The organism is Rhodococcus sp. 21391, from assembly GCF_016772255.1.
Lineage (GTDB): Bacteria > Actinomycetota > Actinomycetes > Mycobacteriales > Mycobacteriaceae > Rhodococcus_F > Rhodococcus_F opacus.
The window spans coordinates 5630992-5648053 of the sequence record NZ_CP063781.1 but is presented as its reverse complement, the minus strand read 5'-3'; the positions used below and the strand labels follow the sequence as shown (position 1 = coordinate 5648053).

General features: G+C 69.8%; 1 protein-coding gene. It reads left to right on the top strand.

Going from position 1 to position 17062, the window contains the following annotated elements; genetic code table 11:
* Positions 1 to 150: 150 nt before the first annotated feature.
* Positions 151 to 16908, top strand: a complete 16758-nt coding sequence (locus tag GO592_RS26005; protein ID WP_039952906.1) for a non-ribosomal peptide synthetase — start codon at positions 151 to 153, stop codon at positions 16906 to 16908.
* Positions 16909 to 17062 lie beyond the last annotated feature (154 nt).

The following is a 17062-nucleotide window of genomic DNA, read 5'->3' as shown; positions in this document are numbered from 1 at the left end:
GCTCGTGGTGATTGAACACGAATTACCACTGTGATAACCCGCGCCTGTGAACTTGCCGGCAACCGGCTTGTTGCTAGTGGGTAGCCTAACCTAAACTCCTTCGGGTGCCCGTCGTTGGACGGGCGCTCTCGACGGACGATCGGATCACCCATGTCTCCGGACCACTCGGCGGCTGCTCGCCCACAGCGCACTTCGGCTGAGGGCACTTCTCACTCGGCTCGCGTCAGTTCGACGTCTGTCGCGTTGCCGGTGACGGCCGCGCAGTCCGAGGTGTGGGTCGGGCAGCAGTTGAACCCGGGCAGCTCGGTCTACAACCTCTCGCTCGTCGTCGAGGTCGCGGGCCGGATCGACCTGGACCGTACCTCCGCGGCGATCCGGAAGACCGTCGAACGAGCCGAAGCCCTGCACGTGCGTTTCGAGCGAGGCGCCGACACCGAACTGCTGCAGGTGCCGACGGCTCCGGGCCAGTGGACCCTCGATGTCGTGGACCTGCGCGGCGACGAGGATCCCGAAGCGAGTGCGCGCGCGTGGATGGATCGCGACATGGAGACCGTGGTCGACATCGACTGCGGCGAACCGTTGTTCCGGCACGCCTTGCTGCGCACCGGGGACGAGTCGGTGATCTGGTATCAGCGCTACCACCACAGCCTCATCGACGGATACGGCATCACCCTGCTCGTGGCCGACGTCGTCGATCGATACGAGCACCCGGAACTCGAGACGTCCACGGCGCCGTGGCCCCTCGACACTCTCGTGACGTCCGACCGTGACTACCGTGCGTCGGCGCGCTTCGAGTCCGACCGCGACTTCTGGATCCAGCAGGTGATCGACGCCCCGGAGCCGCCTCGGCTGCTCCCGCAGGTCGTCGACCACTCCGGGTCGCCGATCTCCGCTCTCGTCGAGATCGACGGGGACGACGCCGACGCGATCTACACCTTCGCCTCCGACGCCGGGATCAGGCGCACCCGGCTGCCGCTCGCCGCGGTCGTGGCGTACATCCACCGGTTCACCGGCCGCCGCGACCTCACCTTGTCGCTGCCGATGACGGCGCGGGTCGGACGCGAGCTGCGCCGCATCCCGGGTATGTGCTCGACGATCCTGCCGCTCCGGGTGCAGGTGGATCCCGAGATGACCGTGGGCGAACTCGCCACCCGCATCGACACGACGCTGATCTCGGTGCTGCGGCACGGGCGCTATCGCGGCGAGGACCTCGCCCGCGATCTGCGGTCGATCGATCCGGACCGTCAGATCTTCGGTCCCGGAATCAATTCCATGATGTTCGAGCACTCGCTGACGTTCGGCGGTTTCCCGGCGTGGGTGCGGGGTTCGGCCACCGGACCGGTCCGTGACCTCGATTTCTCCATCCGCGGTGGGCAGGATTCGGAGCCCATCCAGATCGACCTCCGGGCCCCGGCCGGTCTCGGCGCCGAGCTCGAGGAGCATCGCCGCCGGCTCGAGCACTTCGTCGGGCAGTTCGTCGCCGACCCGTCGCAGCCCATCGCGTCGCTCGATCCGATGACCGAGGCCGAGCGCAGGCAGTTGCTGGTGGAGTTCAACGACACGGCGTCCCCGCAGGAATCGGTGACTGTTCCCGACCTGTTCCATGCTCAGGTGTCGCGGACACCGGATGCCGAGGCCCTGATCGCCGGCGACATCCGGCTCACCTACCGGGAACTCGGGGAACGCGTGGCGCAGCTGTCCCACCACCTGCGCGCCCGCGGTGTCGAGGCGGAAACAGTGGTGGCGGTAGGTCTTCCGAGGTCGGCAGAGATGGTGATCGGGCTGCTCGCCGTCATGTGCTCGGGTGGGGCGTTCGTGCCCCTCGACCCGTCGTGGCCGGAGGACCGCCGGACCTCGGTCCTCGCGGACGCCGGGGCGGCGCTCGTTCTCACCGGACCCGGCGGGGTCACCGACGCGGGGGAGCAGGCCGTGCCGGTCGACCTCGCGGCGTGGGCGTACGCCGACCAGTCCACCGAACCGCCTGCAGTGACCGTGCAGGGTTCGCGGCTGGCGTATGTCATCTTCACGTCGGGTTCGACGGGCAGGCCCAAGGGCGCCATGATCCGTCACGAGGCCGTCTGCGCGCGGCTGCTGTGGCAACGCGACCAGATCCTGGGCTTCGGACCCTCGGACGCGTCGCTGTTCAAGGCGCCACTGTCGTTCGACATCTCCGTGAACGAGATCCTGCTGCCCCTGGTGGCGGGTGGCCGGCTGGTGGTGGCCGAACCCGGTGGGGAACGGGACCCGCGGTATCTGCTGGACCTGATCGCCGGCGAGTCGGTGACGTTCGTCTATCTCGTGTCGTCGATGCTGGACGTGCTACTCGATTTGTCACGGGGTACGGATCGGCTGGCGGCGCTGAAGCATGTGTGGTGCGGCGGTGAGGTTCTCACTCCGCGCCTGTTCGAGAGGTTCCGATCGCAGCTCGCCATCACGCTGTACCACGGCTACGGCCCCGCGGAGGCGACGATCGGGGTGTCGCACGTGATCTATCGGGAGGACTCCGAGCGGATCGCGACGTCGATCGGCCGCCCGAACCCCAACACGCAGCTGTATGTGCTGGACGAACACCTGAACCCGGTGCCGCTCGGCACCGGCGGTGAGCTGTACGCCGGCGGATTCCTTCTCGGCCGCGGTTACGTGGACGCTCCGGGGCTCACGGCGTCCCGCTTCGTCGCCAACCCGTTCGCGAACGACGGCTCCCGGTTGTATCGAACAGGTGACCTCGCGCGGTGGGCGCCGGACGGGTCCCTCGACTTCCTCGGCCGCGCGGACAATCAGGTGAAGATCCGGGGCATGCGACTCGAACTCGAGGACGTCGAGGTGGGCATCGTGTCCCATCCCGACGTCCGGCACAGTGCCGTCGTCGTGCGGGAGACGCCCTCGGGGGCAAAGTATCTCGCGGCCTACGTGGTGCCGAAGCAGGATAAAGTACCGGACGTCGCCGAACTGCGGGTCTGGGCGTCGTCGAAGCTGCCGGAGTACATGGCGCCGTCGGCGTTCGTCGTCCTCGATCGGTTCCCGCTCACCCCCAACGGAAAATTGGACCGGCGTGCACTACCCGAGCCGGACCTCGGCGCGGCCGGCGAGAACGTCGCGCCCCGCACCGCCGCCGAGGAAACCCTGTGTGCGCTGATGGCGGGTGTTCTCGGGGTGGAGTCGGTGGGTGTCACCGACGACTTCTTCGCGTTGGGTGGCGACAGCATCGTCGCGATCCAGCTGGTCAACCACGCTCGGCGGGAAGGTCTTTCGATCAGCCCGCGGGAGATCTTCCAGCTCCGTACCGCCGAGGCGCTCGCCCGGGTCCAGGACGGCCGGACCGTGGCCGCCGTGGACTCCGACGACGTCGCAATCGGTGACGTCCGCAGCACCCCGATCGTCGCCCGCACCGCGGAGCGGGGCGGCGAGATCACCGCGTTCCACCAGTCGGTGCTCGTGCAGACTCCCGCCGCCCTCGACGAGCACGCCGCGACGGCGGCGCTCGCCGCGGTGCTCGCGCGGCACGACGCCCTGCGCGCGACCCTCGTCCGTGGTAACGGAAGCGGCCTCCGCCGCGGGGGTGACCGCTGGACGCTGTCCGTGCCGGAACCGTCCCCGGCGGCGGTCGACGGAATCCTGCGGGTGGTCGAATTCGACGGCAGCGCGGACCAACTCGACATCGAGACACGGGCGGCCGTCGGAAGGCTCGACCCGGATGCGGGCACGATGGTGCAGGCCGTCCTCTTCGTCGCGTCCGACGGTCCCGGCCGGTTGCTGCTGATCGGACACCACCTGGTGGTCGACGGGGTGTCCTGGCGCATCATCCTCGAAGACCTCGCCCGCGCGGGATCAGCGGCGGCGGCGGGCGGCGTTCCCGAACTCGCTCCGGTCGGAACGTCGCTGCGCCGCTGGTCCGAGCTGCTCGACGAGCAGACGCGGTCGGGTGCCTTCGACCACGAACTGTCCTTCTGGGCGGACGCGGCGACCACGGAAGACCCGCTCCTCGGGTCGCGTGCGTTCGATCCCGCCCTCGACCTCGCCGGCGACGCCGAAACCCTCACGGTGACATTGCCTCCGGAGTTCACCCGGCCGCTGCTCTCCACCGTGCCCGCAGCGTTCCACGGCCACGTCAACGACGCGCTCCTCACCGGTGCCGCGGTGGCGCTGCAGAGGTGGCGAGACGGAGAGCCGGGCCCCGTGCTCCTCGATCTCGAGGGGCACGGACGCGAGGAAGACCTCGTGCGCCGCAGCGACGGACCCGCCCTCGACCTCTCCCGGACCGTCGGCTGGTTCACCACCGTCTACCCGGTGGTGCTCGACCCCGGCGCAGCGGCGGACGAGGCGGGAATCGCCGACGCGCTGAAGGCGGTGAAGGACCAGCTGCGCCGCATCCCGGGTTCCGGGTTCGGCTACGGCGCGCTGCGCTACCTCGGTGTCCCGAAGCCGGAACTCGCGGACGCGCCGACCCCGCAGGTGCTGTTCAACTATCTCGGTCGGGTGACGTCCGCGGAGGGCGTCGACTGGCTGCCCCGAGCGATGGGCGGCGCGGACGATCCGCGGATGCCGCTCGGACACGCCTTGGCGTTCGACGTGATCGCCGAGGACGGCGCCGACGGCCCCGTCCTGCGCACGACATTGACGTGGGCGCCCGGTGTGCTCACCCGTGACGCCGTCCTGGCGCTCGCCGACGAGTGGACCGCGGTGCTGCGGGTGCTGGCCGGAGTCGACCGTCTCGGCGGTCACACGCCGTCGGACTTCCCACTGGTGTCGCTGACACAGCCGGACGTGGACGCGCTGGCGGGGGCGGCCGATGTGCTTCCGTTGACACCGCTGCAGGAGGGCATCTACTTCCAGTCGGCATTCGAGGACACGGGCACGGACCCGTACGTGGTGCAGCAGGTGATCGAACTGACCGGGCCCGTCGACGCGGCGGCGTTGCACCGTGGGCTGCAGGCGGTCGTCGACCGGCACGCTGCCCTCCGCGTCGGAGTGCGGGCGGTCTCGGACGGCAGGGTCGTGCAGGTGGTCGGCGACAACGTCCAGGTGCCGATGGAGGTGCTCGATCTCACCGGTGTCGCGGATCCGGAGCAGCGCGTGGAACAGGTGCTGGCGGCGGATCGGGCCCGGGGCTTCGACTTCGATCGCGGCCCCCTGCTGCGCTACACGCTCGCGCAGGTGAAACACCAAAAGTTTCTTCTGCTGCAGTCGATTCACCACATCGTCGCCGACGGGTGGTCGGTGCCGGTGATGCTGCGGGAATTGATGGCCCTCTACAGCGTCGAGGGGAAGCCGCTGGCGCTGCCGACGCCCACGCCGTACCGGAGCTACCTCGAATGGCTGGGGGCGCGCGACCGTCGGGCGTCGCTCGCCGTGTGGCGGGAGGCGCTCGCCGATGCCCCCGAGCCCGTGGAACTTCCGAAGCCGTCGTCGAAGGGAGAGTCCGGGATACACAGTGTCCGGGCGACACTGCCGTCGGAGGCCACCGTCGCGCTGTCCGCGGTGGGCCGGGCCCGCGGATTGACGCTCAGCACGCTCGTGCACGGCACGTGGGGTCTGGTCCTCGGTCGCCTCACCGGCTGGGAGGACGTGGTGTTCGGTTCGACGGTGTCGGGCCGCGGCGGCGACCTGCCCGGTATCGAGACCATGGTGGGCCTGTTCATCAACACCGTCCCCACCCGGCTGCGGTACCGGCCGACCGACACGGTGGCCGAGACCCTCGCCCGGTGGCAGCAGGAGCAGTCGACGCTGCTCGACCACCAGTACCTGGGCCTGCCCGAGCTGCGCCGGGAAGCGGGACTGCAGGACCTGTTCGAGACGCTCGTCGTGTTCGAGAACTATCCGCTCGGCGACGGCGCGGTGGCGGATCCCACCGGTGCGGTGCACTTGACCGGCATCCGGTTCGACGAGCACCCGCCGTACCCGATGACGCTGATCGTCGTGCCCGGTGACGCGCTGACACTCGAGCTGAAATACGACGCCGCCCGCATCGATGCGGCGACCGCGACCCGATTCGCGGAGTCGACGGTGGCGTATCTCGCGGAGCTGACGCGGGACGTCGACCAGAACGTGTCTTCCGTCGCGCTGGCGTCGCGTGAGCCGATCGACGCGGCACTGCGCGACGTCGAGGCGGAGTTCCCCGAGACGACGGTGACGGCGCTGCTCGAGGAGCAGGCCGCGCGAACACCCGACGCGGTGGCCGTCGTGTTCGAGGACGAACACCTCACCTACGCCGAACTGCACGCGCGCGCGAACCGCCTCGCCCGGCTGCTCGTCGACCGCGGGGTGACACCCGAGTCGAAGGTGGCGGTGGCACTGCCCCGTTCGCTGGAACTGATGGTCGCGCTCCTCGCGGTCGGGAAGGCGGGCGGCGCCTACGTTCCACTCGACACCGGTTACCCCGCCGACCGGCTGGCGTTCATGCTGGAGGACGCGGAACCGGTGTGCGTCCTCACCGACGGCACCGTGCCGTTCTCCGGGTCCGGTGTTCCGCAGGTCCGGGTGTCGGGCGCCGACCGGTACTCGCCCGAGCCGCTGACCGGTGTCGCGCTCGTGCCCCAGCACCCCGCCTACGTGATCTACACGTCGGGCTCGACGGGACGGCCCAAGGGGGTCGTCGTGCCGCACGCCGGCATCGTCAACCGTCTGTTGTGGGTTCAGCGGTTCCGTCCGATCACCGCTACGGACAACGTGTTCCAGAAGACGCCGTCCAGCTTCGACGTGTCGGTGCTGGAGTTCTTCGGACCGCTCCTCGCCGGGGCGACCCTCGTGCTGGCGCGGCCGGACGGCCACAAGGACCCGGCGTACCTCGCCGACGTCATCGTCCGGCAGTCGATCACGCGTGTGCATTTCGTGCCCTCGATGCTCGAGGTGTTCCTTGCCGAGCCCGCTGCAGCCCGGTGCACCGGGCTGCGGATCATCTCGTGCAGTGGTGAGGCGCTTCCCGTGGCATCCGCGCGGCGCGTCGCCGAACTCCTGCCGGGAGTGGAACTCGACAACCTCTACGGTCCGACCGAGGCGTCGGTGGACGTCAGTTACGCCGCGTCGGTGCAGGGAATCGCCGCGGCCGCGCCGTCCGTGCCGATCGGCCTGCCCACGTCCAACACCGGTCTCTATGTGCTCGATCGGTATCTGCAGCCGGTGCCCGCGGGTGCGGCCGGTGAGCTGTACCTGTCGGGGCCACAGCTGGCCCGCGGCTACCTGGGCAGGCCCGGGCTGAGCGCCGAGCGCTTCGTCGCCGACCCGTTCTCCCGCACCGGGTCCCGCATGTACCGCACCGGTGACGTCGCCCGGGTCGACGCCGACGGTGCGGTCGAATACCTCGGCCGGGTCGACGATCAGGTGAAGTTGCGCGGCTTCCGCATCGAACTGGGCGAGATCGAAGCCCAGATGGCCGCCTGCCCCGGAGTGCGGCAGGCTGCCGCCGTCGTGCGCTCGGACCGGCCCGGTCAGCAGCAGCTGGTCGGATACGTCGTCGGCGACGCCGACCCCGACGACGTCCGTGCGCAGTTGGCCACGGCGCTGCCGGAATTCATGGTGCCCGTCGCGTTCGTGACGCTGGACGAGTTTCCGCTCGGCCCCAGCGGCAAGCTGAACCGTAAAGCCCTCCCCGCACCGGACTTCTCCGCACAGGCGACGTCCGCGCCGGTCGTGGACAGCGGACCGGCGGGGGTGCTGGCCGCCCACTACGCCGAGGTTCTCGGTCTCGGGACCGTCGGGGTGGACGACGACTTCTTCGCGCTCGGCGGCGACAGCATCCTCGCCATCCGCCTGGTGAATCTCGCTCGCCGGGAGGGAATCACCGTCACCCCGCGGCAGATCTTCGAACAGCGGACGCCGGCCGCGCTCGCGCGGCTGGTCGCGGCCACCGTCGTCGCGCCGGCCCCGAGCGTGGATGAGTCGGGCACCGGTGTCCTGCCGCCCCTGCCGGTGGTCCATCGGCTGTCCGAATGGAGTGGCGGAAAGAACCGGTTCAACCAGGCCGTTCTGCTCCACACCCCGGCGGGCACCAGCGCCACCGTCCTGACGGCCGCCCTGCACTCGGTGATCGGTCACCACGACGGCCTGCGGCAGAAGCTCACCCGGCACGCGCCGGGTGTGTGGTCGCTCGAGATCAGCGAATCCGCAGACCTGGAACTGCGTCGTGTCGACGTCACCGGACTCGACGCCGCCGCGCTGCGCGAAACCGTGGCGGCAGAATCCGACGCCGCGACCGACCGGCTCGACCCCGACGACGGCACCATGCTGTCGGCGGTGTGGTTCGACGCCGGCCCGCAGGAGCTGGGCAGGCTCCTCCTCGTCGCACACCATCTGGTGATCGACGGGGTGTCGTGGCGGACGCTGATCGAGGACCTCGCCATGGCGTGGGTGGCGGCCGACAGCGGCCAGGACGCCGCGCTCGACCCGGTGCCCACGTCGCTGCGCCGATTCGCCCGCATCGTCACCGAGCAGGCGCAGGACCCCGCCCGGCTCGCCGAACTCGACCACTGGCTGCGCGTCACCGAACCCGGTGCAGACCTGGTGGCCGACACCGACGGGCACGCGGTCGTGAGCAGCGGCGCACGGCGGACGGTCCTCCTGGACCCGCAACTCACGACGGCGCTGCTGACCACCGTTCCCGCCGTGGTCGGCGCCGACGTCACCGATGTGCTGCTCGCGGCGCTACGACTGTCGGCCGACCGGTGGTTCGCCGGCCGTGGACGCGAGAACGACCTGCTGGTGGACCTCGAGCGGCACGGCCGCGAAGAACTCACCGAGGGCGTGGATCTCTCCCGGACCGTCGGCTGGATCACCAACGTCACCCCCGTCCGCCTGCGCAGCCGGACGGGCGCACTCGAGACGCTCCAGGACGTCAAGGAACAGCTGCGCGGCGCCCCCGACGGCGGCATCGGCTACGGCATGCTGCGGTACGTCAATGCCCGCACCGCAAGCCTGTTGGCGGCACGGGCGGAATCGCAGGTGCTGTTCAACTACCTGGGCCGCATGCCGCACGCGGTGCCCGGACCCTGGACGCCCGCGGTCGAATCCGACTCGCTGGCAACCGATCCCGATGCCGATCTCGGTGGCCCTTACCGGCTGGTGATCAACGCCCTGTGCGAGGAGTCCGAGCGGGGCACCGAACTGCAGGCCGTCTTCGCCTGGTCGGACGCAGACCTGAGCGAGGCCGACGTCGTCGCGTTGAGCGACGGCTGGGTGTCGGCACTTCGTGAACTGGCCGACGCCGCAGGAGAACACGACGGACCGGCGATGCTCACACCGTCCGACCTTCCCCTCGTGGAGCTGACGCAGGAGGAGATCGACCGGATCGTCGAGGCGAGCCCGAGCGGGGTCGACACGGTGCTGCCGCTGTCGCCGCTGCAGGAGGGCCTCTACTTCCAGGCCGGGTTCGACTCCGGCGCCGACATCTACACGGCACAATTCTCACTCGACTTCGCGCACCGCCTCGACACCGACAGGCTCGCCGCCGCGCTGCGCACCCTGCAGCGACGCAACCCGACGCTGCGAGCAGGATTCGTCAGCGCAGGACTGCCCGCGCCGGTGCAGTTCTTCGGCGCCGGCCTGGACGTGCCCATCGCCGAGTTCGACCTCCGGGAACTCGCCGAGCCCGGACGCGCGTCCTACGCCGAACAGCTGACCGCACAGGACCGGCTGACACCGTTCGACCTCACCTCCCCGCCGCTGTGGCGGGCAATGGTGCTGCGGCTCGGCGACTCCCACGACCGACTGGTGATCAACCGGCAGTTCCTGCTGTGGGACGGATGGTCCAACGGCCTCGTCGTCAGTCAGCTGCTCGCCCTCTACGAATCGGGTGGCGACGACTCCGGGTTCGCCGCTCCGGAAGGATCTTTCGAGGACTACCTGCAGTGGCTGGCCACCCGGGACTCCGGTGCCGCGCGGTCGGCGTGGACCGACGCGCTCGGCGGGCTCGACGAACCGACGCTGCTGGCCGCGACCGTCGCGGGGGAGCCGCAGCCACCCCAGCGACGCGAGGCGGTGCTGTCCGAGGAACTGAGCGAACGGCTCCGTGCCGGTGCCCGCGGCGCCGGTGTCACGTTCAACGCGGTGCTCAATGCCGCGCTGGCCGTCGTGCTCGGAATCGAGACCGGACGCCGGGACCTGGTGTTCGGCACCACCGTGGCCGGACGCCCACCGGAGGTCCCGGGCATCGACGCGGTGGCGGGAATGTTCCTCAACACCGTCCCCGTCCGGACGACGCTGCGCGCCGGCGAGACCGTCGCCGACCTGCTCCGGCGAATCCAGTCCGAGAGGTTGGCGCTGACCCCGTACGACTACCTCGGGCTCGCCTCCATCCAGCGGGTGTCCGAGCACCGGCAGCTGTTCGACGTGCTGTACGTGCTGCAGAACTTCGTCGACGAGAAGCAGGTGGCGGCGCTCGATGCGGCGCACGACATCAGCGGCGGCGACAGCATCGATCACACGCACTACCCGGTCACGGTCGTCGTGACGCCGGGCGCGAGCGTGAAGGTGAAGTTCGAGTTCCACCCCGAGAAGATCTCGGAGTCGCGGGTCGAACGCATGCTGTCGCGGTACCTGACCGTGCTCGCGGAGTGGTCCACCGACCTGTCGGGTGTGGTCGGCGGAATCGCCGGTGCCGCAACGCCCGCGCCGTTCGAACGGAAGACTCTGCCCGACAGAACCATCGCCGATCTGTTCGCCGACGCGGCCCGACTCCGACCGGACGAGACGGCCCTGGTGTTCGGGGACCGCACCGTGAGTTACGCCGAACTCGACGCCGACGTGAACCGGATGGCCCGGCTCCTGCTGGGCCGCGGCGCGGGCCCGGAGCGGATCGTCGCACTCGCGCTGCCGCGGTCGGTGGAGATGGTGGTCGCGCTGTTCGCCGTGCTGCGCACCGGATCCGCGTATCTGCCGCTCGAACTGGACCACCCCGCCGAGCGCCTCGTCGCGATGCTCGACGACGCGCGTCCGACGGTCCTGGTCACCACGTCGGACGTCGCCGGAACGCTCGCCGCTGCGACGGTCGACACGCTGGCCGTCGACACCCTGGACGTCGGCGCGGTCGCGTCCGGACCGCTGTCGGAGGCCGAACTCGGCGGATTCGCGCCCGGAACCCCCGGGCGCCTGGACCATCCGGCGTATGTCATCTACACGTCCGGGTCCACGGGCAAGCCGAAGGGCGTCGTCACCCCGTACCGCGGCCTGACCAATATGCAGTTCAACCATCGTGAGGCGATCTTCGAACCCGTCGTGGCCGCTGCGGGCGGCCGGCGACTGCGCATCGCGCACACCGTGTCGTTCGCGTTCGACATGTCGTGGGAGGAACTGCTGTGGCTGGTCGAAGGTCACGAGGTCCACATCTGCGACGAGAATCTGCGGCGTGACGCCGAGGCGCTCGTGGCCTACTGCGACACCCACGCGATCGACGTCGTCAACGTGACGCCGACGTACGCCCAGCACCTCGTCGAGGAGGGTCTGCTCGACGACGGTCCGGGGCGGCACCGGCCGCCGCTGGTGCTCCTCGGCGGCGAGGCAGTACCGGATTCGGTGTGGAACCGGTTGCGCGACACGGACGGAACGGTCGGGTACAACCTGTACGGTCCCACCGAGTACACGATCAACACCCTCGGCGCCGGCACCGCCGACAGCGCGACACCCACCGTCGGCACCCCGATCTGGAACACGTCCGCCTACGTGCTGGACGCCTGGTTGCGTCCGGTCCCGGACGGCGTTCCCGGTGAGCTGTACATCTCCGGGGTCGGGTTGGCGCGCGGCTACCTCGACCGGTTCGCGCTGACGGCGGAGCGGTTCGTCGCCGACCCGTTCCGAGAATCCGTACGTATGTATCGGACGGGCGATCTCGTCCGGAGACGCGAGGACGGGAATCTCGACTTCCTCGGCCGCACGGACGACCAGGTGAAGATCCGCGGCCACCGGGTGGAACTCGGCGAAATCGCGTCCGCGCTCGAAGCTCTGGACGACGTGCGGCAGGCCGCCGTCGTCGTCGATTCGGGCCCGGGTGGCTTCAAGCGGCTCGTCGGCTACGCCGTCGTGAGTACTTGTCAACCGCGGGACGTTGACAAGTACTCACAGGCGCTGCGCGCAACGTTGCCGGACTACATGGTGCCCGCCGCGGTCATCGAGGTCGACAGCCTGCCGATGACGGTCAACGGCAAGCTCGACGTCAAGGCTCTGCCGTCGGCGGACGACGTGCTCGGCCGCAGCGGCGGCGCGCGCACGGAACCGCGCACCGACACCGAACGGGTGCTGTCCGCCTTGTTCGGGGAGGTCCTCGGCGTCCCCGCCCCCGGGGTCGACGACGACTTCTTCGACCTCGGCGGTCACTCGTTGCTGGCCACCAGGCTGATCAGCCGGGCACGGGCCGCACTCGACACCGACCTCACCATGCGCGACCTGTTCGAGGCACCGACGGTCGCCGAACTCGCCGCCCGGATCGGCGACGACACCGGTTCGACACGTCCGGTGCTGGTGGCCCGGCCACGGCCCGAGCGCCTGCCGCTCTCCGCTGCGCAGCAACGACTGTGGCTCCTCCAGCAGATGGAAGGCGCGTCGGTTCGGGATGGGGCGGGCCCCGCCGTCGCGTACAACTTCCCGATCGTCCTGCGACTGCAGGCTGCACTGGACCCCGGGTTGTTCGAGCAGGCGCTGACCGACGTCGTGTCGCGGCACGAATCGCTGCGAACAGTCTTCGGGGAGCACGACGGTGAACCGGTGCAGGTGATCCTGGACGACGCCCGCCCCGACGTCGCGGTGGTGGACGGCACCGAGGCCGACCTGGTCCGGCTCGTCACCGAGACCATCGGCCGCCCGTTCGACCTGGCCACGGAGATCCCGGTTCGCGCGAGCCTCATCCGGGTCGCGGACGAACAAGTGCTGGCCATCGTGCTGCACCACATCGCCACCGACGAATGGTCGGACCGCCCGTTCCTGCGGGACCTGATGACGGCGTACGCCGCTCGCGCGCAGGGTTCGGCGCCGGCGTGGGAGCCGCTCGGCGTGCAGTACGCCGACTACACGCTGTGGCAGCGCGACGTTCTGGGTGATCCGCAGGACCCGTCCAGCCTCGTCAGCCGTCAACTCGACTACTGGGCGACGACTCTCGACGGTGCGCCGGAGGAGTTGGTGCTCCCCACCGACCGCACCCGGCCCGCGCGGCCCAGCTTCGCCGGTGGCGCGATCGAGACGACGCTCGACGCCGCGACGACACGGGCGCTGCGTGCGCTCGCGCGGACGTCGGGAACCAGCATGTTCATGGTGCTGCACGCGGCGTCGGCGGCGTTGCTGCACCGTCTCGGTGCGGGCGACGACCTGCCGATCGGCGCGCCGGTCGCCGGTCGCAGCGAACAGGGTCTCGACGACCTGATCGGATTCTTCGTCAACACCGTGGTGCTGCGGACGGACGTGTCCGGCAACCCCACGTTCGACCAGCTGCTGGCACGGGTCCGCGACACCGACCTGGCGGCGTTCTCGCATGCGGACGTCCCTTTCGAAACCGTCGTGGAGAAGGTGAATCCGGCGCGGACCCTGGCCCGGAACCCGCTGTTCCAGGTGATGGTCGGCTACCACAGCCGGACGTCCGATTCGGCGTTCGCACCCGGACTGGCCCTCGCCCCGGTGGCGTTCGAGGAACGCACCGCCAAGTTCGACCTGGTGTTCAACTTCACCGAGTACCTCGACGACGACCGGGTCGAGCTGCGCCTCGAATACGGCTCCGACCTGTTCGACCGGGCCACCGCGGAGAAGATCGCGCGCAGGCAGGTGGTGGTGCTGGACGCCCTCGCGTCGGACTCGGGTCGCACGATCGGCGACCTCGACGTGTTCCTCGGCGACGAACGCGAACTCGTGGTGCGCGGGTTCAACGACACCGCACAGCCGGTGGCGGAGGAGACGTTCTACGAGGCATTCGCCCGCCACGTGGCCGCGACCCCGGACGCCGTGGCCGTCGTCGACGGCGACGGCGAGGTTACCTACGCGGAACTGAGTGTTCGCGCCGACCGAATCGCCGCACTGCTGCATCGCCGCGGCGTCTGCGCCGAAGATGTTGTGGGACTCGCGGTCCCGAGGTCGGCGCAGATGGTCTCGGTCGTGCTCGGGGTGCTGAAACTCGGGGCCGCGTACCTTCCGCTCGACCTGAACCACCCGTCCGACCGCATCTCCTACATGCTCGCCGACTCCGCCGCGCGGGTGCTGGTGACCACGGTGGGGGAGAGCCCGCGCATCGCGGACGTCGGCAGCCTCGCTCGCGTTCTCCTCGACGACGCGTCCGTCGTCGCGGAACTCGAGACCGGCCCCGCCCCGCAGGTGCCGCAGCCCCCGCAGGGCCTGGACCACGCCGCGTACGTCATCTACACGTCGGGCTCCACCGGTAAACCCAAGGGCGCGATCCTCACTCACGACGGGATCCCCAGCCTCGTCGCGACCGCCGAACAGCGGATGAAGCTCGTCCCCGGTTCGGTGGTGATGCAGTTCGCGTCGATCGGATTCGACGTCGCAGTCTTCGAGTTGTCGATGGCACTGTGCACGGGATCCCGCCTGGTGATCGTGCCCGACGAGTCCCGCGTCGCCGGACCGGAACTCACCGACTTCATGGCCGCACACGCCGTGACGCACGCGATCATTCCGCCGTCACTGCTGGCGGCGTTGCCGTCGGGATGTGACGTCCCCGAGGGCTGCACCGTGCTGGTGGGCACCGAGACCGTGCCGCCGGAACTGATCGGACGCTGGGCGGAACGGCTCAACCTGCTGGCCGCGTACGGCCTCACCGAGGCCACCGTCAACAACACGCTGTGGCAGGCGCAACCCGGATGGAACTCGGCCGTGCCGATCGGCATCCCCGATCCCAACGAGCAGGCGTACGTCCTCGACGACCGCCTGCAGCCGGTACCGCCGGGAGTGGCGGGCGAGTTGTACATCGCCGGACGCGGACTGGCCCGCGGCTACCTCGGCCGGCCCGACCTCACGTCGGTACGGTTCGTGCCCAGCCCCTTCGGCGACGCGGGCACCCGGATGTACCGGACCGGTGACCGGGCGCGCTGGCGGGCCGACGGCAACATCGACTTCCTCGGACGCGTCGACGACCAGGTGAAGATCCGCGGATTCCGCATCGAACTCGGCGAGATCATCGCGGCCCTCGGAAGCCATCCGGTGGTGAAGCAGTCGGCGGTCGTCGCGGACCGATCCGGCGACATCGTCCGGCTCGTGGGCTATGTGACACCGGCCGACGGCCACGGAGCCGGGCAGATCGATCCGCAGGCGGTGCGGGAACACGCCGCCGCGCGGTTGCCCGACTACATGGTGCCGACTCTCGTGGTCGTGCTGGACGGCGATCTCCCGTTGACACCCAACGGCAAACTCGACCGCAAGGCGCTTCCGCTGCCGGACTGGTCGGCCCTGACCGGGGACGGCGCCCCGCAGACGTCGGAGCAGAAGGAGATCGCCGCAGTGTTCGCCGACATCCTGCATCTGCCGTCGGTGGGCATCCACGACAACTTCTTCGACCTCGGCGGCAACTCCATGGCGTCGATGCGGTTGGTGGGACGGATCCGCGGGCGGTTCGCCGTCGACATCGGTATCCGGGACGTGTTCGACAATTCCACGGTGGCCGAACTCGCCGCACTCGTCGCGGGGGCCTCGTCCACCGGCAGGCCGGTGCTGACGGCGGCGGACCCGAGACCGGAGGCGCTGCCGTTGTCCGGGCCGCAACGCCGGTTCTGGAAGCAGTTCCGGGCGGCCGGCGCCGAGGCGCGGGCCAGTCACGCACTGTCGCTGCAGCTTCGCGACACCGTCGATGTCGAGATCCTGGCGCAGGCTCTCGACGACGTCACGTCCCGGCACGAACCGCTGCGGACCGTGTACGTAGAGGCCGGGGACACCGTCGTCGCGCAGGAAGCGGTGCGGCCCGCCCTCGAACTCGTCGACGTCGGGGACGGAGACGTGCACCGCACCGTCTTCGAATTGGCGCAGGAACCCCTCGATCTCACCGAGCACGCACCGCTCCGGGTGCATCTCGTGACCGGCGCCGACGGCACCCAGGTGTTGCTCCTCGCGATGCACTACATCGCCGTCGACGAGTGGTCCGTGGTGCCGTTGCTCGGTGATCTGATGGGAGCATACGCCGCGCGCTCGCACGGCGAGGAACCTGCGTGGGAACCGCTGCCCGTCGGATACGCCGACTACGTCGTGTGGTCGCAGGCGCTCGTCGGCGATCCCGAGGACCCGGACAGCCGTCGGTCGCGTCAGCTCGACTATTGGCGGGAGACGCTGGACGGCATGCCGTCCCGGCTCGACCTGCCCGCCCCGGCCGTTCGCGGACCGCGGACGGCGGAGATCGTGCCGGTCGAGATCGACGCGGAACTCCACAGCGCGGCCCGGAAGTTCGCGAGCGACACGGGCACCAGCCTGTTCATGGTGTTGCAGGCCGCACTCGCCACCGTGCTGACACGGCACGGCGCGGGCACGGACATTCCGCTCGGGTCTCTCGTCGCGGGACGCACGGAGGAGGCGCTGGACGCGCTGGTCGGCTGTTTCTTCAATATCGTTCTGTTGCGAACGGATACGAGCGGTGATCCCGATCCCGTGGAGTTGCTGCGGCGTGTCCGTACCTCGAATCTCGACGCGCTGGACAACCAGGATGTGGCGTTCGCCGACGTCGTGGAGGCGGTCGGTGAGACCGCGGTGCTGCGTCCGCAGGTCATGCTCGTTCATCACGAGCAGGCCAGGCTCGGTCATCTCGACGCGCTGGGTGGGTTGATGCCGGTGCCGGTGGGTGTTCCGGATTCGGACCTGACGCTGAGTTTCTACGAGCCGATCGGCGACGGACCCGTCCACGCGTGTTTCTCGTTCTCCTCGGATGTGCTGGACGCCGAGACGGTTCGTGGTTGGGCGTCGGAGTTGTCGTCGCTGGTCACCGTGTGGGCGGAAGGATCCCGATGATCAAGAGTGATCCAGATCGCAGTTCCGGGGCGGAGTTCGCCGCCGCGAGGGCCGGAAGTACTTGGTACTGTTCTGGAAATAAGGATAGGCTTCACTATCTACTCGGAAGGCAGACGGCGGCTGGGTCGGGTGCGGCGCGGCGTCGAGGACGGAC